Raw genomic sequence first — 23354 nt, 5'->3', positions numbered from 1 at the left:
TGGCCCCGACACAACGGCAGTAGGTCAGAGCCCCGATTCGATCATCCGCACCACTTCGGTGGCGGTGACCGGATGGCTCAGCCAATAGCCCTGGCCCAGGTCGCAGCCGCGCTGCGCCAGCAGTTCGAACTGCGCCTGCTGCTCGATGCCTTCCGCCACCACGGTGATGCCCAGCGCGTGCGCCATGGCGATGATTGCCGTGGTCAGCGCCAGGTCGTCCGGGTCGCGCTGCATATCGGCGACGAAACTCTTGTCGATCTTGACCCCGTCCACCGGCACCTGGCGCAGGTGGCTGAGGCCGGAGAAGCCGGTGCCGAAATCATCCAGCCACACCTTCACGCCGGTGCGGTGCAGCTTGTCCAGCAGCTGCGCGGCAACCATTTCATCGCCGATCACCGCGGTCTCGGTCAGCTCCAGGTGCAGGCGCGAGGCCGGCAACCCGGATTCGTGCAGGCACTGCGCGACCAGCGCCGGCAACTCACCGCCACGCAACTGCCGCGGCGACACGTTGACCGACACGAACAGGTCATCGCCGGCCGTCCCGCGCGGCCACTGCGCGGCCTCCATGCAGGCTGCGCGAAGTACCTTCGGGCCGATGATCTCGATCAGGCCGCTCTGCTCGGCCACCTCGATGAACACTGACGGCGGAATCGTGCCCAGGGTCGGATGCTGCCAGCGCAACAGCACCTCGACGCCGACCATGCGGCGATCACGCATGCGGAAGATCGGCTGATAGGCCAGGCGCAGTTCACCGCGCTCCCAGGCCCCACGCAGTTCCTGCTCCATGTGCACGCGGCGCTCGACCGCATGGTCCATCGCCCGGCTGTAATAGCGGTAGCAGTTCTTGCCGGCCATCTTCGCCTGGTACATGGCGATGTCGCCGTTCTTCAGCAACGTGGTCGCATCGGCGGCATCATCGGGAAACAGGGTCACGCCGATCGAGGTGCCAAGGAACAATTCCCTGCCCTGCACCACCAGCGGCTTGCCCAGCTCGCGTACCAGCACTTCGGCCAGCAGCCTCGCGTTGGCGGCCACATCACCATCGCCGACCAGGATCACGAATTCGTCGCCGCCGAAGCGCGCCAGCAGCGCCTCATCGCCACCCGCCTCAGTGACCGCGCGGCCGATGCGCTGCGCGAACTGCAGCAGTGCCTCGTCACCCGCCTCGTGGCCGAGCGTGTCGTTGACCCGCTTGAAGTCGTCGATATCGGCAAACAACAGTCCAAGTCGATGATTGGAGGCGCGCGCGGCCATCAGCCGATGGTCCAGCGTCTCGCGGAACGCCAGGCGGTTGGTCAGCCCGGTCAGCGCATCGGTGTAGGCCATGCGCCGCACTTCGCGGTCATGGCGGGCGATCGCATCGCGCATGCGGGCGAAACCGCGCACCAGTTCGCCGACCTCGTCATCGCGCGTGTTCTCGGCCAGTGGCGTCTTGTAATCGCCGGCCTCGATGCGGCGCGCCGCCACGGCCAGGTCGCGGATTGGCGTGACCAGGGTGCGCTGCACATACAGGATCACCACCACCCCGATCACCACCAGCAGGCCCAGCATCAGCAGCAGCCACCCAAGATGGCGGCTGCCGACCTGCTGCAGGCGCTCGCCGAGGGTCGCATTGGCGGCCTGTTCGCGTTGCAGCACCTCGTCCAGCGCCATGCCGACACGGACACCGCCGATGCGCTGGTTGCCGACCATGATCGGCATCGTGTTGTCGAGCACCTTCGGCGATTCCTGCACCAGCAGTGCCTGCGCCGCCGCCGCTTTGGGAGCCAGTGGATCGGTCATCGGCTGGCCGAAGCCGGCCACTTCGACCGAGCCGTCATGCACCAGCCGCCCGCGCTCATCGAACACCAGCACATAGCGCACCACCGGCTGCCGCGCGGTGCTGCGCACCAGTACACCCACCTGGTCCAGGTCGCGGTAGTACAGCGGGTTGGCCAGCGCATCGGACAGCTCGCGCGCCATCGCCTCGCCACGGCTGCGCACGCTGCGATCAAACAGTTCGTGGATGACACCCCCGCTGAGGCTGCGCACCTCGCTCTGCATCGCCGCCTGCCGCCCCAGCAGCACCGCCAGGATCGCCACCACCACCAGCATGGTTCCGCCCATCGCCAACAGGAACCGGGCCTGCATCCCCGAGCCGAGCCACTTCATTCCACTTCCATCCGCACGCGCGTCAATCCTTGTTTCAATTCATCCAACCGCTGCTGCGCATGCGCATCGACACGGTGGAAACCGGAAGTGCCAAAAAACCGATGCAACGCCCCCTGCGCCTGCGGGTCACTGGCCGCCTGCAGCAGGACCTCCTGCAGGCGATCGCGCACCCGCGGATCGAGGTCGGCTCGGACCATCTCCACCGCACGCGGATACGGTTCGGTGCGCAGCAGCTCGCGGAAGTCCCGCCGGAACGCAGCCGGCACCCGCCGCTCGTCGTTCCAGTCCACGCTGCTCACCGCCCCCGCATCCGCCATCCCCTTGTGCACATACGTCGCGATGTTCAACTCGCTGCGCGCGAACACGTAACCGACACTGTCCGGTCCCGGCAGGTCCGACACCCCCGCCAGAATCTGCGGCGAAAGGCCGTGATCCAGCAGGGTCATCACCGGCACCAGGTAGGCGCTGGTGGAGGCAGTGTTCTGCAGGGCCAGGCGATGGCCGCGCAGGTCCTGCAGGCGCTGGATCGGGCTGTCTCGGCGCACGAAGAACACCGTCTGGTATTCCCGCACGCCGTTGCGCTCGGTCAGCAACAGCGGCCGCGCGCCGCTGCGCTGGCCCAACGCCACCGCGGTACCGGATGTTTCTGTGACCCAGTCGACCCGCCCCCGCCGCAGATAGCTGGCCATCTGCTGCGGATCGCGTGCCATCAGGATCTTCCCCTCATGGATTCCGACGTCGTGCATGCGCGCCACCACGTAGTCCAGCAACGGCTGCAGTTGTTCGTAATGGGCTTGGGGGTCATCACTGATCCGGCCCAGCACCAGCACCGGATCCGGTGCTGCACGCACCGTCCCGGCCAACAGGACCATGGCCAGGCTCAGCAGTCCCCCCTGCATTGCCTTTCGCAGACCCGACACAGATGTCATTCCCCCCTGGGTATCCAGACAGACTACCCGAAAAAATGAGAACGTCGTCAGCTGTCCTTGCCGCCCGCCTGGGCCAACCGTGCCATGCGCTGGGTGTCGGCGAGGATGCCACGCAGCAGGCGCACTTCCTGCTCGCTCGGCTCGCTGCGCAGGAACAGGCGACGCAGCTTGCGCATTGCCGACTCCGGCGCGCGCCCCTTGTGGAAATCGATCTCGTCAAGGGTGTCGCCCAGCTGGGCGAAGAAGCTTTCCATCTGCTCGTGGCTGGCCGCCTGCTCGCGGAAGCCCGGCTCGGCGTCGGCTGCCGGCTGCGCACCCAGCAGCTGCATCCGCGTTTCATAGGCCAGCACCTGTACGGCTGCGGCCAGGTTGAGCGAACTGAACGCCGGATCGGACGGGATGTGCACGGCCGCATGGCAGAGCTGCAGCTCTTCGTTGGTCAAGCCGGTGCGCTCGCGGCCGAACACCAGGGCCACTTCGGCGCCTTCACCCGCCTTGGCCACCGCACGGGCGGCGGCATCGGCCGGCAGATACTCCTCCAGCTGGACGCGACGGGCACGGGCGGTGCAGCCCAACACCAGGCGGCAGTCGGCCACGGCCTCGGCCAGGGTCGCCACCACGGGGGCGTCGCCCAGCACGTCTTCGGCACCGGCCGAGCGGCGGAAGGCCTCCTCGTCCAGCGGTTTCTCGGGGGCGACCAGCACCAGGCGGGCCAGGCCCATGGTCTTCAGGGCGCGGGCGGCGGCCCCCATGTTGCCGGGGTGCTGGGTACCGACCAGGACGAATCGGAGGCGGGTGGCGGCAGGAAACTGGGACATGAACAGGGAAAAGGTCGAGCTGGACGATGACCAATGGTAAACTGTGCGGCCGGTCAACGCGCCGGACCCGCTCTTTTCCCCCGCCAGCCCATCTCTTCTGCCTTTCCGGGAGCCCACGCCATGCAGAAACCCGCCGTAACCGTCATGGTCAAGGCCGCCCGCCTCGCCGGCAACGTCCTGTTGCGCAACATCAACAAGCTCGAGGCACTGAACGTCGTGCAGAAGGGCCGGATGGACTACGCCAGCGAAGTCGATGCGGACGCGGAAAAGGTCATCGTCAAGGAACTCAAGCGGGCCTACCCCGAGTACGGTGTGTTCGGTGAGGAAGGTGGCGTGCAGGGCGAGCGCCGCCATATGTGGGTCATCGACCCGCTGGACGGCACCAGCAACTACCTGCGCGGCGTGCCGCACTACTGCGTGTCGATCGCCCTGGTCGAGAACGGCGAGCCGACCGACGCGGTCATCTTCGATCCGCTGCGCAACGAACTGTTCACCGCCAGCCGTGGCGCCGGTGCCGTGCTCAACGACCGTCGCATCCGCGTGGCCGAGCGCAAGGACCTCGAAGGCACCATGATCCACACCGGTTTCGCCCCGCGCGAGCGCAGCCGTGCCAGCGCCCAGCTGAAGGCGGTCGACGCCCTGCTGGTGCACGGTGAGGACATCCGCCGCACCGGTTCGGCCGCGCTGGACCTGGCCTACGTGGCGTGCGGCCGCGCCGACGCCTACTTCGAGGCTGGCGTGAAGGCCTGGGACATCGCGGCCGGCCTGCTGCTGGTCCGCGAGGCGGGCGGCAAGGTCTGCGACTTCAAGGGCGCGACCCTGGGCCGCATGGACAACCGCGGCCCGGAGACCCACCAGATCGTGGCCGGCAACCTGAAGGTCGCCGAGTCGCTGCAGAAGGTGCTGGTCAACACCGGTTACGCCGCCGAGTTCGACGCCAAGTTCTGAGATTCCGTGTAAAGCGGTTGATGGAGACGGCACCTGCGAGGGTGCCGTTTTCGTTTGTGCGGCCGGAGATTCATTTCCGCGACCGCGGAGGGGTGTCGCTTTCTTTGCTCGTGCAAAGAAAGTAACCAAAGAAACACGCCGCCAGGGCGCGAGCCGATGCTGCGCATCGGCACCCTGCGCTCCTCGGTCCGTCGAGGGACGGTGCGGGAACTCGCTGCGCTCAGACACCCGCACCTTTTCGCCCTCGCCGGACCTGCGGTGCTCAGCTCGCTCAAGGCGGACCCAAGGTCAAATGCCACAGCGGCACCCGGTTGATCCATGCTACGCGTGGATGCTGTTGCTCTTGATCTTGACCTTCCAGTCCGCCTTGAGCGAGCCGAGCATCGCAGGGGAATCAGGGGCGAAGAGGCGCCGGTGTTTGAGCGCAGCGAGTTCGGCGCCGTCCCCTGATTCGCCGAGAAGCGCAGGGCACCGGCGTGCACAGCACGTCGGCTCGCGGCCGGCGGAGCGTTTCTTTGGTTACTTTCTTTGCGCGCAAAGAAAGTGACACCCCTCCGCGGTCGCGGAAACGACTCTCGCCGGGTCGTACCCGGCGCCACCAATGCGTGCGCGCACATACAAAAACGCCCGGCGCGGGGCCAGGCGTTCCTGCACTACCGTAGAAGTACGGAGACTTACGCCACCGTCGACGCCCGCAGCGCGGCAATGCGCTCTTCCAGCGGCGGGTGACTCATGAACAGCTTCTTCGCGGTCGAGCCGGCAATACCGAACGCGGCAATCTGCGTCGGCAGCGTGCTCTGGCCGTGGTTGAGCTGCAGGCGCTCCAGCGCGGCAATCATCTTCTGGCGGCCCGCCAGCGAGGCACCACCGGCGTCGGCGCGGAACTCGCGGTGACGCGAGAACCACATCGAGATCATCGTCGCGAACAGCCCGAACACCATCTCCAGCACGAACACGATGATGAAGTAGGCGAAGCCACGGCCACCGCCTTCGCGGTTGCCCGACAGCGCGCTGTCGATGATACCGCCGACCACGCGCGCCAGCACGATCACGAAGGTGTTCAACACACCCTGCAGCAGCGCCATGGTGATCATGTCACCGTTGGCGACGTGGGCGATCTCGTGGCCCAGCACTGCCTCGGCCTCGTCTTCGCTCATGTTGTGCAGCAGGCCGGTGGACACCGCCACCAGCGCGTTGTTGCGGTTGGCGCCGGTAGCGAAGGCGTTGATCTCGGGGCCTTCGTACACTGCCACCTCCGGCATGCCGATGCCGGCCGCCTTGGCCTGGCGCTCGACGGTCGCCAGCAGCCAGCGCTCGGTCGGGTTGCGCGGCTCGGTGATCACCACCGCGCCGGTGGAACGCTTGGCCATCCACTTGGACAGCAGCAGTGAGATGAAGGAACCACCAAAGCCGAAGATGCCGGCCATGACCAGCAGGCCGCTCATCGAACGGGAGTCCACGCCCAGGATGGACATCACGATGCCGGCGAGAATCAGCACCGCAAGGTTGGTGGCCAGGAACAGGGCAATGCGGGTAAACATGGGAGAATCCGGCTCTAAAAGGGTCGATATCGACCAATTTGCGGTGCAGTCAGCTTGAATTCAAGCGCCAACCTGACCGACGATTCAGCCAGCATGACCTCACCCACTCCCTGCGGCCGCTTCGCGCCCTCACCGACCGGCCTGCTCCACCCTGGTTCCCTGCTCGCCGCGTTCGGCAGCTGGCTGCTTGCCCGCCATCACGACGGCCTGTGGCGGCTGCGCATCGAGGATGTCGACCCCCCGCGTACCGTGCCCGGCGCAGCGCAGTCACAGTTGCAGACACTGGCCGCGTTCGGGCTGATCCACGATGGTCCGATCTTCTGGCAGAGCTCGCGTGGCGAGGCCTACCAGGCGGCGCTGGACGTGCTGCTGGCCAGCGACCTCGCCTTTGTCTGCCATTGCAGCCGAAGCGACCTGGCCGCCAATGGCGGCATCCACCATCGCTGTGTCGCGCGCCAGCTGCGACCGGACCCGGCCGTCCGCTTCCGCGTCCCTCCCGGCAGCGTCGTGACATTCGACGATGGCCTGCGCGGCCCGCAGCGCCAAGATGTCCATGCCGAGGTCGGCGACTTCGTGCTGCGCCGTGCCGACGGCTGCTGGGCCTATCAGCTGGCGGTGGTGGTCGATGACGCCGAGCAGGGCGTGACCGAAGTGGTGCGTGGCGCCGACCTGCTTGACTCCACTGCGCGGCAGATCCTGCTGCAACAGGCACTGGGCCTGCCTGTGCCGCGCTATTGGCATCTGCCACTGCTGCTGGATGCGCCTGGCCACAAGCTGTCCAAGTCGCTGGCCGCCTCGCCTGTGGACAGCACGCAGCCGCTGCCGGTGCTGCGCCAGCTCTGGCAGCTGCTCGGCCAGGACCTGGCCGCACTGGAAAGCACGCACGATCTGGACACGCTGCTGGCCGCAGCGCGAAACGCATTCGATCCGGCGCGACTGCCGCGTTCGGACATTCTGATCTGAGCGACCCTGCTGCCCCCCCGGCGCACTTTCCGCGCCGATGTTGCAGAATCCCTGTTCCCTCACCTGATACCCGGACAGCACTCCATGACTTCTCGCGTCGCACTGGTCACCGGCGGAACCGGCGGCATCGGTACCGCCATCTGCCAACGCCTGGCCGACCAGGGCCACCGGGTCGCCACCAATTACCGCGACGAAGCCAAGGCCCGCGCCTGGCAACAGGCGATGAGCGAGCGCGGCTTCCAGGTGTCGATCTTCCCGGGTGATGTCTCCGACCCGGACAGCGCCGAAGCCCTGGTGCGCGCGGTCGAAGCAGAGCTGGGGCCGGTCGAGATCCTGGTCAACAACGCCGGCATTACCCGTGACACCACCTTCCATCGCATGCGCGCGGACCAGTGGCACGATGTGATCAACACCAACCTCAATTCGGTGTTCAACGTCACCCGCCCGGTCATCGAAGGCATGCGCCGCCGTGGCTGGGGCCGGGTCATCCAGATCAGCTCGATCAACGGCCTCAAGGGCCAGTACGGCCAGGCCAACTACGCGGCGGCCAAGGCCGGCATGCACGGTTTCACCATCTCGCTGGCCCGCGAGAACGCTGGCTTTGGCATCACCGTCAATACTATTTCGCCCGGCTACGTGGCCACCGATATGGTGATGGCGGTGCCGGAAGAGGTGCGCGCCAAGATCATCGCCGACATCCCCACCGGCCGCCTCGGCAAGCCGGAGGAAATCGCCTACGGCGTGTCGTTCCTGGTGGCCGACGAGGCCTCCTGGATCACCGGCAGCAATCTGGACATCAACGGCGGCCACCATATGGGCTGGTAAGCAACGCCGGCAGCAGCCCCTGCCGTTGGTCATGCTGCGCAGCACGCAAACCCTTGTTGCGCAACATGATCGGCACTGAAAGCCAAGCCTGGCGGGGGCTGGGGCGGTTGCAACGGCTGCTGCACTGCGCCATGCTGAGCTCCTACTGTGACGAGTGACCGCTTCAATGGCTGCGACCCGCATCATCAAGAAGTATCCGAACCGCCGTCTCTACGACACCGAGATTTCCAGCTACATCACCATCGAGGATGTGCGCCAGCTGATCCTGGACGGTGAAGACTTCGAAGTCCGCGACGCCAAGAGCGGCGACGACCTCACCCGTTCGGTCCTGCTGCAGATCATCGCCGACCAGGAACAGGACGGCGAACCGATGCTCTCCACCCAGCTGCTGAGCCAGCTGATCCGCTTCTACGGCGATTCCCTGCAGGGCTTCATGGGCAATTACCTGGAGCGCAGCATGCAGGTCTTCCTCGACCAGCAGCAGCAGTTCCGCCAGCAGATGGGCAACCTGCTGGGGCAGACCCCGTGGGCGATGATGAACCAGCTGACCGAGCGCAACCTGGAGCTGTGGCAGGAATTCCAGCGCAGCATGGGCGCCGGTTTCGGCGGCCCGCGCCCGGGCGGCACGGGAACCGGTACCGGTACCGGTACCAAGCCCAGCGAACCCGGCACGGGCACCGGCACCGGCGGCAAGACCCGCCGCTGAGCCACAGTACCGGCTGACACGAAAACGGCGCGCCCCTGGCGCGCCGTTTTGTTTTGGCACCGCGCCAACGATGCGTCAGCGCTTCGCCTTGCACCCCGTGCATACGCGCTCGACCTTGTAGCCCTTGGCCTTCAGCTTCTCGACCACGCCATCGTTGCCGAGCAGGTGCAGCGTGCCGACCACCACCAGCGTACCGCCCTGCCCGGCCTGCAGGTACGGCACCAGCTTCGGCACCCAGGCATCGTTGCGCCCGGTGTTGATGCGCTGGTACAGCTGCGGATACTGCTGGCGCATCTCCGCCGCCATCTTCGTCCACAGCAGACGCTCATCGCCGCGGCGCCATGCATCGTGCAGCAGGCGCGCCTGCTCATCGCCCTTGCCCGCCTGGTCCAGCGCCTCGGCCAGCATCTGCCGCTGCTCCTGTACGGTCATGCCATCGAGCATGCCGATCTGCGTGTCGATGTCTTCCAGGCCTGCGGTCTTGCGCCCGGTCTTCTGCGCGCGCTCCATGAAATGGCGATCCAGGCCCAGCGCCGGGTCCAGGCCCAGCTTCTGCATCTGTCCCACCGAAATGCTCAGGCCGACAAACCAGGGCTTCATGCCCTGCAGCTGCGCCAACGGCAGCGCGTTCCCGCTGGCGAAGGCCTGCAGCTTCTGCCAGGTCGCAGCATCCAGGTCACGCTTGAGCTCGCTGCCATCGGTGCGGGTTGCGGCCTGCACCATGCGGCTGGCCAGCTGCGGCGACTGCATGTCTTCCGGCGACAGCTCGAACACGATCCGCTGCGAAGCCTCGAAGGCCTGCTCGACATCGGGCGACAGCGGGTAATCCTGCGGCTTCAGCAGATGGAACGAGCCCAGCAGGTACAGCCGCGCATCGCCGGGACCGGTCACCTTCCACAGCAGCGGCACCGGCGGTTTGGCCGCGGCCGTCGTCGTGGTGTCGGCAGCAGGCGCTGCAGTACGCGCAGGTGCCAGCGGTGCAGCCAGCAGTGCCGCCAACAGCAGCGCGGCCCGGAACAGTGGTTTGATCGGCATCTCAGCCCTCTCCTTCAGGCAGGTGGTAAGCCTTCTCGCCCGCTTCCACGCGCAGGTCCAGCCGGTTTTCCGGCGGTGCCAACGGGCAGGTGGCGTAGGCGGTGAACGCGCAGGGCGGGTTGTAGGCGTGGTTGAAGTCGATGCGCACCCTGCCATCGGCGCTGGGCGCATCGGTGTCCAGGTAGCGTCCGGCCGGATAGCTGCCGCGGCCACTGGTGCGGTCGGCAAAGATCAGGAACAGCGGTTGCCCGGCGGCACCGATCGCCTCCAGCCGCCATGTGCGGCCATCGCGTTCGAATTCGACCGCGCCGGCATTGGGCATCTCGGTGGTCAGGCCGGTGATGTCGACGATCGGCAGGGTCCTCCCAGCCGGATGTGGAATGAAGCGTGCCTGCGTCTGCCAGTCCGGACCGCCCGGCCAGTACTCCAGCCCGGCGAAATCACGGCGTGCGGGCGCATCGGCATGCTTGACCCGCAGTGCGTCACGCGGCCCGCGCCGAATGATGCTGAGCTGGCCCTTGCCGCCATCGAATGCGAGCAGGGTCGGCTGCGGATCCTTGTCGGTATCGATGCGGATACGGCCACGCACCGGCTGGCCGTCATGTCTGACGTCCACGCCGGCTTCCGGCGTGAACCACCACTGGCTGCCCTCGCGGCGCAGCAGGCCCAGCTTGTCTGGGCCGACCGCCAGGCGAATGCCGTTGGTCGCGCCGTTGCCGACGAAGTGCGACTTATTCGGCAGCCAATGCAAGCCCACCAGTGCGGTCCAGCCGTCGGGCCGGGTCAGGTCCTGGTAGCGCGCCACCCGCCACTGCTGCTGCGCGGCGGCAAACGCCGGATCTTCAGCGACCTTCGCGGCCGGCGATGTCGCCGGGCTGCACGCGGCCAACAACAAGGCGGCCAGCAGACCGCCCATTCCCCGATAACGCATCGATGCTCCCCTCAACGTCCGCGCAGGAACCAGCGGTCGATTTCCGCCAGCGAAAAACGAGCCCAGGTCGGTCGGCCGTGGTTGCACTGGCCGGACCGCTCGGTAATTTCCATGTCGCGCAGCAGCGCGTTCATTTCCGGCACGGTCAGGCGCCGGTTGGCACGCACCGCACCGTGGCAGGCCATGGTCGACAGCAGCTCGTCGCGCGCGCTCGCCACGCGGCGGCTCTGGCCGTGTTCGCGCAGGTCGGTCAGCACATCGCGCAGCAGCCCTTCCGGCTCCGCATGCGCCAGCAATGCCGGAATGCTGCGCACGTGCAGCGATCCGGGACCGGCACGGGTTACCTCGAAGCCGAGTGCGGCCAGGGTCTCGCCTTCGCCTTCCGCGGTATCGGCCTCGCGTTCGCCGACGGCCAGCGTGATCGGCACCAGCAACGGCTGTGACTGCAGGCCGATGCCATCGTGCGCGTTCTTCAGGCGCTCGTAGCCGATACGTTCGTGCGCGGCGTGCATGTCGACCACGATCAGGCCTTCCGCGTTCTCGGCCAGAATGTAGATGCCGTGCAACTGTGCGATCGCATAGCCGAGCGGTGGTACGCCGGCGTCTGCACTGGTGACCGGCAGACCGTTCTCGGCCGGCATCGGCGGCAGCGCCGCCCCGCGCTCGGCCGCGGCCGGCATGGCATACAGCGCCGCATAGGCCGCCGACGCATCGGCCACCTGCAATCCCAGCGGTTGCTGCGGACGCCAGCCAGAAAAACCACCACCACCACCGCCGCCCGAACCGGCGCCCGGCGCGGGCCCACGCACCAGTCCGAAACCGGACGCACCGGCGCTCGACACCGGCGCTGCGGCCGCTGCGCCCACCGGATGGACCGCGCCGGCACCGATCTCCTGCGCCGACATGCCCGCGCGGGTGTCGGCCAGCGCGTCCTTCAGGGTGCGGTAGACGAAGTCATGGACCAGCCGCGAATCGCGGAAGCGAACCTCGTGCTTGGCCGGGTGCACGTTGACGTCGACACGGGTCGGGTCGAGTTCCAGGAACAGCACGTAGGCCGGCTGGCGGCCGTGGTACAGCACATCGCCGTACGCCATCTTCACCGCATGGGCGACGCTGCGATCGCGCACCGAACGACCATTGACGTACAGGTACTGCTGGTCGGCGCTGGCCCGCGAGTAATGCGGCTGCGCGATCCAGCCGTGCAGGCGCAGGCCCGCGCCGCTGTGGTCGACGCGCACCGCCTGGTTGGCGAAATCCTCGCCCAGCGTCTCGGCCAGGCGCGCATCCGAGTACAGGTCGCCCGGCTTGTAGCGGCGCGACGCCTTGCCATTGTGTGACACGCGCAGCTCCACATCCGGTCGCGACAGCGCCAGCGAACGCAGCCACTCTTCGATGTGGCCCAGCTCGGTGCGCTCGGCGCGCAGGAACTTGCGGCGTGCCGGCACGTTGTAGAACAGCTCGCGCACTTCCACCGTGGTGCCGGGCGCATGCGCGCGCGGAGTCACTTCGCCGATCTTGCCGCCTTCGATCTGCAGTGCCGAACCATGCTCGTCATGCGCACGACGCGAGGCCAGGGTAAAGCGGCTGACCGACGCGATCGAGGGCAGTGCTTCACCACGGAAGCCGAGGGTGGCCACCGATTCGAGGTCGTCGAGATCGGCGATCTTGCTGGTGGCATGCCGCGAGACCGCCAGCGGCAACTGCTCCGGCGCGATGCCACTGCCGTTGTCGCGGATCCGGATCAGGCGTACACCGCCTTCTTCAAGGTCGATGTCGACGCGGCTGGCACCGGCATCGATCGCGTTCTCCACCAGCTCCTTGACCACCGACGCGGGACGCTCGACCACTTCACCGGCGGCGATCTGGTTGATCAGGATGTCCGGCAACGGCCGGATCGGACGCGGGCCAGGCGCACTCATGTGAAAGGACGGGCAGCAGACTTCATGCAGGGATGATAGCGGAGCAGCCGCCGGTAGAGTCGAGCCATGCTCGACTGACGAGTTACCGGCAAGGTCCAGTGGATCGCGGCTCGACGCTATAGAAGGCAGAAACCCGCCTTCGTCGGGTTACTTGCTGCCGCCGGCCATGGTCCCGGCGGCGTCGATCTCAGCCTGGGCGCGGGCCGCGTACAGCGTGCCCGGCGGCGGCTGCCGGCTGAAGAAGGTGTGCACGCCATCCAGCACAGCACCGGCAACCTTGCGCTGGTAAGCCGGGTCGATCAGGCGGCGCTCTTCATCCGGGTTGGAAATGAACGCAGTTTCCACCAGCATCGCCGGCATGTCCGAGGTGCGCAGCACCGCGAAGTTGGCGCGCTCGATGTTCGGCTTGTGGTTGTTGCCGATCCGCTTCAGGCCGCCCAGCACGTGGCCGGCCGCGTCTTCGGACGCCTTCATGTAGCCGCTCTGGGCCAGGTCCAGCAGCACGTTGGCCAAGGTGCCTTCGGTCTGCTGCAGGCGCACGCCACCCACCAGGTCGGCGGCGTTTTCCTTGTCCGCCAGCCAGCGCGCGCGCTGCGAAGAAGCGCCCTTGGTGGACAGCACATACACCGAAGAACCGGTCGCCGAGCGGTTCTCCGCGGCGTCGGCGTGAATCGAAATGAAGATGTCGGCCTTGTTGGCACGCGCCTTCTGCGCGCGCATCGGCAGCGGGATGAAGACGTCGCTGTCGCGGGTCAGGTAGGCCTTCAGGCCCGGCGTGGCATTGACCTGGCGCGCAAGCTCACGGGCCACGGCCAGGGTGACATCCTTCTCGCGCTTGCCGGTCGGACCGATCGCGCCCGGGTCCTGGCCACCGTGGCCGGGATCGATCGCCACCACCAGATGGCGCATGCCCGGCTGCATGCGGATGCGCGAGGCATCGCTGGGCATGGCTGGACGCGGTGTTTCAACCGGCGCAGGCGCAGGCACTGTGGCCGGCGGCGTGGTCACCACGGCCGCCGTGCGCTGGCCGGCGAGGATCGCCGCCGGCGAGGAAACGGTCGTGCTGCTGGCCGTGGTACCGGCCGCAGCGACCTGCGCCGGCGCAGTGGACGGCGCCGGGGTCGGCGTTGCCGGCGTGGCAGCAGCGGCACTGGCCTGCTGCTGCACCTGTGCGGTCAGCAACGCCGTGGCACGCGCCGCGTCGGTGCGCGACTGCGCGCTCTCGGCCGGGGACGGCGCAGGTGCGGTTGCGGTTGCCGTCGGCGTCGCTCGGCTGGCGGCCACGGCCGGGCCATCACCCGGCCACTCGATCACCAGCTTGGATTCATTGCCCTCGCGCTGCATCTGCGGGCGGAACGGCGCCACCGATTCAGCAAGGTCGAAGACGACACGGAAGGTGCCCGCCACCGGCTGACCGGTGCGGACAGCTGTCACTACGCCCTGCGGGGCCGGCATCTTCAAGTTGCGGATCGCGCTGGAGTCCGGGAAATCGACCACCAGCCGGTTCGGGCCGGCCAGTGACAGGGTCTTGTAGCCACCACTGCCGACCAGCGAGATCTCGGCGCGGGTGCCGGTGGCACTGGTATTCAGCAAGACTTGGCGGACCTCGCCGGCCCACGCACTGACGCTCGCCAGACCGAGTCCGACGGCTGCACAGATGGCGATGAGACGGTTCCCCGGGCGCATGGCTCAGGATTCAATCACCGCGCTGAACGGAATGCAACACCTTTTTCCTTAATAATCCGTAACCTGCCGGTGTTTGTTCTCGTCAGCCGGCAGAAATGGCCTGCAAGTCGCCCCCCTCGGGGAGCCGCTGGAGCCATTCACGCCCTGCGTCGCTGCCCGCACTGAGACGCGCACGACGCCCCTGCCCCTCGATCTCCAGCGCCACCACCAGGTCGGTGGGCGGCAGCGCGCCGGCACCGCGCTCGGGCCATTCGACCAGCCACAGCACCGCGCCGCCCTCGTCCAGGCCGAGGAAATCCAGCTCACCGGCCTGGCCAATGCGATACAGGTCCAGGTGCCACGCCTCACCGCCGGTCGCCAGCGGATAACGCTCGACCAGCGTGTAGGTCGGGCTGCGGATCGCGCCCTGCACGCCCAGTGCGCGCAGCAGGGCGCGCGCGGTGGTGGATTTGCCGGCGCCGAGGTCGCCGCGCAGTTCGACCAGCGCCTGCGCCGGCCGGGTGGCCGCCAGCCACTGCCCGAGCCGTTCAGTGGCGTCGCTGTCGGCAAGGAAAAATTCGGTCATGGAGAACGTTCCGGGTTGGCCAGTCGCCGCAGTGGCGCCAGCAGATCAGTGGGAAGCAGGCCGCGCGCACCGTCGGCGGCAGCACGATCGCCGGCCAGCGCATGCAGCAGCGCGCCGGCGGCGGCGGCGTCGAAGGCAGCCAGGCCCTGCGCGCGCAGGCTGGCGATGATGCCCGTGAGCAGGTCACCCATGCCGCCTACGGCCATGCCGGGATTACCGGCGGCAATCAGCCGCGGCAACTGCGCGGGCGCCGCCACAATGCTGCCCGCGCCCTTCAGCACCACTACGGCATGGAAGCGCTCGGCCAGCGCCTGCGCGCTGGCATAGCGGTCGGCCTGGATGTCGGCGGTGCCGCAGCCGAGCAGGCGCGCGGCCTCGCCCGGATGCGGGGTGAGAATCGCATCAGGCAGCGCGCGCGGATCCTGCGCCAGCAGGTTCAGCGCATCGGCATCAAGCACCAGCGGCCTACCGCAGGCCAGCGCCCGCGCAAACAGTGCGCGCGCCCATTCGTCCTGGCCCAGCCCTGGTCCGGTCGCCACCACCCTGGCCTTGTCCAGTAGTGCCATCAGCGCATCGCCATCTTCCAGCGCATGGGTCATCGCCTCGGGCAGGCGCGCCAGCAGCGGACCGACATGCTCGCGGCGGGTGCCCACGCTGACCAGCCCGGCCCCTGCACGCAACGCGGCGGCGGCGGCCAGCATCACTGCACCGCCGCTGCCATGGTTGCCGCCAATGCACAGCACGTGGCCGGATTCGCCCTTGTGGGTGTTGAGCCGGCGCGGCGGCAGGAGCGCCGGCAGACGGTCCCCCGTCCAGCGCTGCGCGCTGGCCTCGATGCCGGCCCAGGCCTGGTCGGGCAGTTCCAGCGGCGCCAACCGGCGTTGGCCTACATGTTCCAGCGCGTCGCCGGTGTACAGGCCGCGATGGCACGCAATGAACTGCAATGTCACATCGGCCCGCACCGCCGCGCCGGGTACGCGCCCGCTATCGGCATCGACACCGCTGGGCACGTCCAGCGCCAGCACCGGCGCAGGCGCCTGGTTGAGCGCCTCGATCAGGGCCTGGGCGGCGCCGCTGGGTGCCCGGTCCAGGCCAAGCCCGAACAGCGCATCCACATACACGTCGGCGTCGGGCAGCCGCCCGTCGAATGCGTCAATGCGGCCTCCCGCTTCGTCGAACTGCGCAGCGGCCTGCACGGCCAGCGCGGTGGCGGCCGGTTTGCCGGGCAAGGTCAGCACCTGCACTTGCCGTCCCGAGCGCAGGGCATGACGGGCCAGCACGTAGCCATCGCCACCGTTGTTGCCGGCGCCGGCCAGCACGCACAGCGCGCGGGCCTCGGGCCACTGCTGCAGCAGGCATTGCCAGCCGGCCAGGCCAGCTTGCGCCATCAGGCCCCAGCCAGCGTCACCGGCCAACGTCGAGGCGCGCGCATCCAGGCGGCGCGCCGCAGCGGTATCGAACAGAAGGGAAAGATCGGGCATGCCAGGATTTTATACTGGTGCACATGTCCCCCGTCCCCGTCCCTGTCGATCCGGCCCAGGCCGTGCAGCGCATCCGTGAACTGGCCCGTGCGCATGGCTTCCAGCGCTGCGGCATCGCCGGCATCGAGCTGGCCGAGGACGAGGCGCACCTGGCCGACTGGCTGGGCAAGGGCCTGTACGGGACGATGGACTGGATGGCCCGCCACGGCACCCTGCGCGCGCGCCCGGCCGAACTGCTGCCGGGTACGGTACGGGTCATTTCGGTGGGCATGGATTACAGCCACAAGGACGACACCGAAGCCTGGGCGACCCTGGCCGATCCCGGCCGCGCCTATGTGGCCCGCTACGCGCTGGGCCGCGATTACCACAAGCTGATGCGCAACCGGCTGCAGAAGCTGGCCACGCAGATCAACGATGAAGTGGCGCCGCTCGGCTACCGCGTCTTCGTCGATTCGGCGCCGGTGCTGGAACGCGCGCTGGCGCGCAATGCCGGGCTCGGCTGGATCGGCAAGCACACCTGTCTGATCGACCGCCACGGCGGGTCCTGGTTCTTCATCGGCGAGATCTACATCGACATCCCGCTGCCGATCGACGCAGCGGCCACCGCGCACTGCGGCACCTGTACGCGCTGCATCGACGTCTGCCCCACCCAGGCCATCATCGGCCCGCAGCGGTTGGACGCGCGGCGCTGCATTTCCTACCTGACCATCGAACACGACGGCGCCATTCCCGAGGACATGCGGCCGCTGATCGGCAACCGCATCTACGGTTGCGATGACTGCCAGCTGGTCTGCCCCTGGAACAAGTTCGCCAAGCGTACCGACGAAGCCGATTTCCGTGCACGCAACAACCTTGATACCGCGCGCCTGGACCAGCTGTTCGCCTGGGATGAGGCCGAGTTCCTGCGCCGCACCGAAGGCAGCCCGATCCGGCGCAGCGGTCATGAGCGCTGGCTGCGCAACATCGCCGTGGCACTCGGCAATGCGCCGACCTCGGCCGAGACACTAGCCGCATTGCACACCCGCGTCGACGATCCCTCGCCGCTGGTGCGCGAGCACGTGCAGTGGGCGCTGGGCCAGCACGCACCGCGCTGACGTGCGATCCTGATCACCCGTTCCACCTGCCGCACGCCGTTCCCATGCAGCCTCGCAACAACGACATCCTCACCCCCAGCCAGCTCAACACCCTGGCCCGCGACTTGCTGGAAGGCAGCTTCCCGGCGATCTGGGTCGAGGCCGAGCTGGGCAGCGTGGCGCGCCCTGCCTCGGGGCATCTCTACTTCACGCTGAAGGATGCGCGCGCCCAGCTGCGTGCGGCGATGTTCCGGATGAAGGCGCAGTACCTCAAGTTCGTACCGCGCGAAGGCATGCGCGTGCTGGTGCGCGGCAAGGTGACCCTGTACGACGCCCGTGGCGAGTACCAGATGGTGCTCGACCACATGGAGGAAGCCGGCGAAGGCGCGCTGCGCCGCGCATTCGAGGAGCTGAAGGCGCGACTGGAGGCTGAAGGCCTGTTCGACCCGGCGCGCAAGCGACCGCTGCCCGCACATGTGCAGCGCCTGGCGGTGATCACCTCGCCCACAGGTGCCGCCGTGCGCGACGTGCTGAGCGTGCTGGGCCGCCGCTTCCCGCTGCTGGAGGTGGACCTGCTGCCGACCCTGGTGCAGGGCAGCACCGCTGCCGCGCAGATCACCCGCCTGCTGCAGGCGGCCGATGCCAGCGGCCGCTACGACGTGATCCTGCTGACCCGCGGGGGCGGTTCGCTGGAAGACCTGTGGGCGTTCAACGATGAAGCGTTGGCACGCGCGATTGCGGCCAGCCACACCCCGGTGGTTTCAGCGGTCGGCCATGAAACCGACTTCAGCCTGAGTGATTTCGCCGCCGACCTGCGCGCGCCGACACCGTCGGTGGCCGCCGAACTGCTGGTACCGGACCAGCGCGAGCTGGCGCTGCGCCTGCGCCGCACGGCGGCACGCATGGTGCAGTTGCAGCGGCACACGATGCAGCAGGCCATGCAGCGCGCCGATCGCACCCTGCTGCGCTTGAACGCACAGAGTCCGCAGGCGCGGCTGGAGCTGCTGCGCCGCCGCCAGCTGGATCTGGGCCGGCGCCTGCAGGCTGCGTTCAACCAGCAGCAGGAGCGCCGTGCCGCGCGCCTGCGTCATGCAGCGGCAGTGTTGCGCGGGCACCACCCGCAGCGCCAGCTCGATGCGCTGCAGCGCCGCCTGGCCGCCCTGCGCGGGCGTCCGCAGGCTGCAATGCAGCGCCTGCTGGAACGCGATGCACTGCGCCTGCGCGGGCTGGCGCGTTCGCTGGAAGCGGTCAGCCCGCTGGCGACCGTGGCCCGCGGCTACAGCATCCTCACCCGCAGCGACGACGGTACGCTCGTGCGGAAGCTCGACCAGGTGCAGCCGGGCGATGCGCTGCAGGCGCGCGTCGGCGACGGCGTGATCGACGTGCAGGTCAAGTAAAGGGTTGCTCGGCAGGGCTGCGCCCTGCACCTGCAGATGCTTCGAGCAAGAGCAACGTCAACGTCAAAAGCCGGCATTCCGTGGGATGGCGGGACGGTGTCGGCGTGCGGGCGTGCGGGCGTGCGGGGACGCCGCAAGTACATCCTTAGCCTACATGGACGTATTTACGGCGTCCCCCGCGGCCGGACCCACCCCGCCATCCCACGGAATGCACGCTGTTGCTATTGCTGCTGCTCTGGCTTCGGCAGGTGCAGGGCTGCAAGCCCTGCCGAGCCCCCCTACTTTGCCTGTTCGCAGAATTTCTGCCGGTACTCGAGCGCCTTCGGCATCAGCGCCTGCAGATTCTGGATGCGGGTGCCCGGGTTGGGATGGGTGGAGGCGAACTCCGGCGGCGACTGCCCCCCGCTGGCCTGGCCCATCCGCTGCCACAACGGCACCGCCTCGCGGGGGTCGAAGCACGCCGCTGCTGCCAGCATCAGGCCGACTTCATCGGCCTGCGTCTCGTGGCTGCGTGCGTACGGCAGCAGGTAGCCGTAGCCCATCGCCGACATCACCATCTGTTGCTGCTGCGCATCCATGCCACTGGCGGCCCCGGCCATCTGCCCGATCTGGGTCAGCTTTTGCTGTGCCATGCGCTGTGCACCATGTCGCAGCAGCGCGTGGGCGATCTCGTGGCCCATCACCACCGCCATCGCATCGCGGGTACGTGCCACCGGCACCAGCCCGGTATAGACCGCCATCTTGCCGCCCGGCAGGCAGAACGCATTGGCCTGCCCGGACGGAATCACGTTCACTTCCCACTGGAAATCACGGGCGAAATGCGCAGGCTGCACACCATGTTCCTGCGCCAGCGCGGTCTCCACCACATCCACCTTTGCAATCAGCCGCTGCGCGATGTCGCGCACGTCGCGTGCGATCGGTGCGTTCGGATCCATCGGTGGTTCCTCCGACAGGATCTGCTGATAGGCCTGCAGCCCCAGCGCGGTCTCCTGCCGCGCGTCAAGACTGCTGTCGATCATCACCTTCTCGCCAGTGTAGGGATCGACCGTGCGGTTGGAGACCCAGTAGAACAGCGCATAGCCGGCAGCCAGCAGCAGCACCCACCAGCGGATATTGCCGAACAGGCCACGTCGCTGCGGGCCTTGGGGCGAGCGGGAAAAAGGATCGTTGCGCATCGGGTGGTCTTCCAGCAGGCCCCGCCGGCCGGCGGGCACGGCGCAATCTTAGTGCGCCGACGCCAGCAATGGGTGAAGCCGGCGTCCGCTCAGATGCCCCGCACCAGGCGGAAGCCGATGCGCGCGCTGGTCGTGTCCGAATCCTGCGATTGCCGCCACGCCGCACGGGTCTGCTCCGGTGCGTTGGCCCAGTTGCCGCCACGGATCACCCGCGCACGGCAGCCCGGGTTGAACCAGGCCACGCCGTCGGATGGTGCACGGCGGTAGCTGGCATGCCAGCAGTCGGCGACCCATTCACTGAGGTTGCCGCCCATGTCATGCAGGCCGAAGGCATTGGCCTGGAAGCTGGCCACCGGTGCTGGTCCCCACCAGCCATCGCCATAGCCGATGAAGGCGTTGTGCCAGTGCCGCCCTGACGGTGACACGTCCTTGCTGCCGGTGAAGTTGCCGCTGCCCGGCGGAGGCGTACCGGCATCCCCCCACGGATAACGGCCACTGCTGCCTGCGCGCAGTGCATATTCGAATTCGGCTTCGCTGGGCAGGCGGTAACTGCGGCCGGTCTGCTCGGACAGCCACGCCGCGTAGTTCTCGGCATCACGCACACTCACATGCATCACCGGCGAATTGCCCAGTGCGCGGCCGCCGTCGTAGCCCGACCGCCAATCGACCCCGCTGCGGCGGATGAAGTTGCCGCTGCGCTCGTCATAGACCACCGAATGCCCGCGCCGGGTCGCGCGCGGCCGCGCGTTGGCCGCCTTTACGTAGCGCTCGAAATCACCGACGGTGACTTCGGTGATCGCCATCGCAAAGCCCCGATCAAAGCGCACATAGTGCGACGGACGCTCGGCATCGCTGGAGCCCGGTTCGGCATCACCGGCGCCCATCTGGAAACCGCCATGCGGGACCACCACCATCTGCGGGCCGCGGCCGCCATCGCGCAGGGCGTCGCTGAACACCTGGCCCGGACGGAAGCTGCCGTAGTGGGTCGCCAGGTCGATGCGTTCGCGCAGCTGTGCCACCACCGGGTCACCCGGCAGGGCGATGCGCAGGGCTTCGGCCAGCTTCTCGCGCGCCGGCTTCAGGCCCTGCGGGGTGGTCAGGTCGCGCAGGCCACCGTCGCGCAGCTGCACCAAAGCGGCGGCGCGGATCTGTTCGATGCGCTCGAAGGCATCGGCAATCGTCGGCGAGGAATCGCGCACTTTGCTGGCCTCGGCCAGCCAGGCACCGGCACTGGCGAAGTCGCGCGCACGCGCGGCGTCCTCGGCACGGCGGATCAGCCCGCTCTCGGCCGCGGCCAGGCCCTGCCGCGCCCGCCGGTTGTGTTCATCCAGCGCCAGTGCCTCGCGGAAGTTGCCGATGGCACCGTCACCGTCCTCACCAATGCGGTCCGCGCGCAGGTCGTCTTCACCGGCACGGTTGTAGGCCACGACGCGTTGCGCCCGTTCGACGCGGCCCTGCAGCGCGCGCACCGCGTCATCCTTCGGCGCCAGGCTCAACAGCACCAGCGCCTGGCGACCGGCCTCGGCCAGCGCCTCGCGCTGCTTCTCCGGCCGTACCAGCAGGGCATCTGCCTGCTGCTGCAGGCGCTGGCGGGCGCGCTGCAGGCCCAGTCTGGCCTGGCGGTCATCCGGGTCCTCTTCCTGTACCGCCAGCCACAGCGGTATGGCGGCATCGGCATCCTCGTACAGCCGCCCCGCCGCGAACGCCTGCTCGGCGGCGCGGCGCAGCTGGACCTGGCTGCGGCCCTGGCGATCCACCCGCGGCGGCGTCCACTGCTGCACGTCTTCCACGGCATCGTCGCCGGCAATGGTGACGCTGCCCGGCCCGGCCAGCGGGCCGGCTTCGACAGCGCGGTCCGCGCTTGGTCGCGTCTCGCCATCGGCCGTCCGTTGCGTGCTCGCCGGCGGCGACGGCGTACAGCCGGCCATCGCCATGGCCACGGAGATGCAGAGCACGGACGACAACGGAAAACGCAAGCGGGGCCTCCTTCGGCACGGACGCGGACCGACGTTAGGCTATTCTCCCCTGCCTGAGCAAACCCGAGTAGTAGGCCCCGACCCGTGGCAACCTGGATCACCACCCCCGCCGAGCTGGACGCATACCTCCAGCAGCGCCCAGCCCGCATCGGCCTGGACACCGAATTCATCCGTGAACGCACCTTCTGGCCGCAACTGGCACTGGTGCAGATGGCTGTCGGGCAGGACATCCTGCTGATCGACCCGCTGATTCCCGGCATGACCGAAGCGCTTGCGCCCTGGCTGGCCGACGAATCGATCACCAAGGTGATGCACAGCGCCAGCGAAGACCTGGTGGCCTTCAAGTGGGCCTGCGGGGTGATGCCGCGGCCGCTGTTCGACACCCAGATCGGTGCCTCGCTGGCCGGCATCGGCGGCGGCATGGGCTACCAGAAGCTGGTGGCAGAGATCACCGGGGTGACACTGGCCAAGGGCGAGACCCGCTCGGACTGGATGCGCCGCCCGCTGTCGGAGTCGCAGCTGCAGTACGCCGCCGACGATGTAGAGCATCTGTTCGCCCTGCACGACGCCATCGATGCCAAGCTGCAGGCGCTGGGCCGCCAGCAGTGGCTGCACGATGATGGTGAGCGGCTGCTGGCCAGCGTCGCCAACGACGAAGACCGCTGGCCGCACCTGGCGATGCGCTCGGCACAGTTCCTCGATGGCGCCGCACAGCACCGCCTGCTGCGCCTGCTGCGCTGGCGCGATATGCAGGCACGCAACAGCGACCGCCCGCGCAGCTGGATACTGGACAACGAGCTGGCCGCCACCCTCGCACGCACGCCGCCGGCTGACGCGGCCGCGCTGGGCAAGCTGTTCGAGCAGTTCCCGAAGGCCCCGCGCAAGCTGGCCGCAGCGGTCTGGCAGGCGCTGGACACGCCGCTGGCCGATGAGGCCGATGCGCCGCTGGCGCTGCCGGCCAACGACAGCAACAAGCAGGCCCTGAAGAAGCTGCAGGATGCAGTCGCCGAACGCAGCCGCGAACTGGGCCTGCCGGACGGTGTACTGGCCTCGCGCAAGCATCTGGAAAGCTACCTGGAACGTCGCCAGTGGCCGGCGGCGCTGGCCGGCTGGCGGCAGCAGGAACTGGAATCACGGCTGCAACCGCTGCTGCCCGCGCGCTGACAGCCTCCGGCGCCGTGAACACCGGCGCCCGTGCCGCGGCCAAGAGCACCTGCAACGCCTGCCAACAAGAA

Annotated in this window: 18 protein-coding genes and 1 pseudogene; 7 read left to right on the top strand and 12 right to left on the bottom strand. The window is 68.3% G+C overall.

All coding sequences use genetic code 11. The annotated features are described in order from the left end of the window. Positions 1 to 24: 24 nt before the first annotated feature. The 3 genes from QZ853_RS14455 to QZ853_RS14445 are packed head-to-tail and all read right to left on the bottom strand — an operon-like array spanning position 25 to position 3898. Positions 25 to 2151 carry an EAL domain-containing protein gene (locus QZ853_RS14455; protein ID WP_295574511.1) on the bottom strand — a complete coding sequence of 709 codons (2127 nt, stop codon included), beginning with the start codon at positions 2149 to 2151 and terminating at the stop codon, positions 25 to 27. Beyond that, positions 2148 to 3080 (bottom strand): phosphate/phosphite/phosphonate ABC transporter substrate-binding protein, encoded by a 933-nt coding sequence (locus QZ853_RS14450; RefSeq protein ID WP_295574508.1) that lies wholly within the window; start codon positions 3078 to 3080, stop codon positions 2148 to 2150. Before QZ853_RS14450 ends, QZ853_RS14455 begins: the two co-directional genes overlap by 4 nt. 47 nt (positions 3081 to 3127) lie before the next feature. Further along, positions 3128 to 3898, bottom strand: coding sequence for an RNA methyltransferase (locus QZ853_RS14445; RefSeq protein WP_295574506.1), 771 nt, complete (start codon positions 3896 to 3898; stop codon positions 3128 to 3130). 120 nt (positions 3899 to 4018) lie between these two features. Between QZ853_RS14445 and QZ853_RS14440 the strand changes: the two genes are divergently transcribed. Beyond that, positions 4019 to 4846 (top strand): inositol monophosphatase family protein, encoded by an 828-nt coding sequence (locus QZ853_RS14440; protein WP_295574503.1) that lies wholly within the window; start codon positions 4019 to 4021, stop codon positions 4844 to 4846. 674 nt (positions 4847 to 5520) lie between these two features. On the opposite strand, the gene htpX is transcribed toward QZ853_RS14440, so the two are convergent. Beyond that, the gene (gene htpX / locus QZ853_RS14435) at positions 5521 to 6387 is read right to left on the bottom strand and encodes a protease HtpX (protein WP_197582417.1); all 867 of its coding nucleotides are present in this window, start codon (positions 6385 to 6387) and stop codon (positions 5521 to 5523) included. A gap of 93 nt (positions 6388 to 6480) precedes the next feature. Between htpX and gluQRS the strand changes: the two are divergent. From gluQRS to phaR, 3 genes and pseudogenes are all read left to right on the top strand, one after another. After that, positions 6481 to 7417 (top strand): annotated as a pseudogene (gene gluQRS / locus QZ853_RS14430) (tRNA glutamyl-Q(34) synthetase GluQRS). Between the two features lie 17 nt (positions 7418 to 7434). Then, a complete protein-coding gene (locus QZ853_RS14425; RefSeq protein WP_295574498.1) occupies positions 7435 to 8175 on the top strand; it encodes a beta-ketoacyl-ACP reductase in 741 nt (246 codons plus the stop codon). Positions 8176 to 8341: 166 nt separating this feature from the next. Then, positions 8342 to 8881 (top strand): polyhydroxyalkanoate synthesis repressor PhaR, encoded by a 540-nt coding sequence (gene phaR / locus QZ853_RS14420; protein ID WP_295574496.1) that lies wholly within the window; start codon positions 8342 to 8344, stop codon positions 8879 to 8881. Between the two features lie 75 nt (positions 8882 to 8956). Here the strand turns inward: phaR and QZ853_RS14415 are convergent, their stop codons facing one another. The 6 genes from QZ853_RS14415 to QZ853_RS14390 form a co-directional block, all read right to left on the bottom strand. Next, positions 8957 to 9916 carry a TraB/GumN family protein gene (locus QZ853_RS14415; protein WP_295574494.1) on the bottom strand — a complete coding sequence of 320 codons (960 nt, stop codon included), beginning with the start codon at positions 9914 to 9916 and terminating at the stop codon, positions 8957 to 8959. A 1-nt stretch (position 9917) separates the two neighbouring features. Further along, positions 9918 to 10847, bottom strand: a complete 930-nt coding sequence (locus QZ853_RS14410; protein WP_295574492.1) for a DUF1684 domain-containing protein — start codon at positions 10845 to 10847, stop codon at positions 9918 to 9920. 11 nt (positions 10848 to 10858) lie between these two features. Then, complete coding sequence (gene mutL, locus QZ853_RS14405; protein WP_295574489.1) at positions 10859 to 12766, bottom strand: DNA mismatch repair endonuclease MutL; 1908 nt, start codon at positions 12764 to 12766, stop codon at positions 10859 to 10861. A 147-nt stretch (positions 12767 to 12913) separates the two neighbouring features. Then, positions 12914 to 14452 carry an N-acetylmuramoyl-L-alanine amidase gene (locus QZ853_RS14400; protein ID WP_295574485.1) on the bottom strand — a complete coding sequence of 513 codons (1539 nt, stop codon included), beginning with the start codon at positions 14450 to 14452 and terminating at the stop codon, positions 12914 to 12916. Between the two features lie 82 nt (positions 14453 to 14534). Beyond that, positions 14535 to 15017: a tRNA (adenosine(37)-N6)-threonylcarbamoyltransferase complex ATPase subunit type 1 TsaE gene (gene tsaE, locus QZ853_RS14395; protein ID WP_295574482.1), complete on the bottom strand. Its 483-nt coding sequence runs from the start codon at positions 15015 to 15017 to the stop codon at positions 14535 to 14537. Beyond that, entirely contained in the window at positions 15014 to 16498 is a 1485-nt protein-coding gene (locus QZ853_RS14390; protein WP_295574480.1) for an NAD(P)H-hydrate dehydratase, read from the bottom strand. Before QZ853_RS14390 ends, tsaE begins: the two co-directional genes overlap by 4 nt. 23 nt (positions 16499 to 16521) lie before the next feature. Between QZ853_RS14390 and queG the strand changes: the two genes are divergently transcribed. Together queG and xseA are read left to right on the top strand one after the other, a co-directional pair. After that, positions 16522 to 17592, top strand: coding sequence for a tRNA epoxyqueuosine(34) reductase QueG (gene queG, locus QZ853_RS14385; protein WP_295574478.1), 1071 nt, complete (start codon positions 16522 to 16524; stop codon positions 17590 to 17592). A gap of 44 nt (positions 17593 to 17636) precedes the next feature. Continuing rightward, positions 17637 to 18968 carry an exodeoxyribonuclease VII large subunit gene (xseA, locus tag QZ853_RS14380; protein WP_295574475.1) on the top strand — a complete coding sequence of 444 codons (1332 nt, stop codon included), beginning with the start codon at positions 17637 to 17639 and terminating at the stop codon, positions 18966 to 18968. A gap of 278 nt (positions 18969 to 19246) precedes the next feature. On the opposite strand, the gene QZ853_RS14375 is transcribed toward xseA, so the two are convergent. After that, a complete protein-coding gene (locus QZ853_RS14375; RefSeq protein ID WP_295574472.1) occupies positions 19247 to 20143 on the bottom strand; it encodes a M48 family metallopeptidase in 897 nt (298 codons plus the stop codon). 89 nt (positions 20144 to 20232) lie between these two features. Further along, entirely contained in the window at positions 20233 to 22119 is a 1887-nt protein-coding gene (locus QZ853_RS14370) for a formylglycine-generating enzyme family protein (RefSeq protein ID WP_295574469.1), read from the bottom strand. A gap of 84 nt (positions 22120 to 22203) precedes the next feature. Between QZ853_RS14370 and rnd the strand changes: the two genes are divergently transcribed. Then, positions 22204 to 23283, top strand: coding sequence for a ribonuclease D (rnd, locus tag QZ853_RS14365; RefSeq protein WP_295574466.1), 1080 nt, complete (start codon positions 22204 to 22206; stop codon positions 23281 to 23283). Positions 23284 to 23354: the final 71 nt, after the last annotated feature.

Source organism: uncultured Stenotrophomonas sp. (assembly GCF_913778665.1).
GTDB lineage: Bacteria > Pseudomonadota > Gammaproteobacteria > Xanthomonadales > Xanthomonadaceae > Stenotrophomonas.
This window is presented reverse-complemented; position numbering and strand designations above follow the sequence as displayed.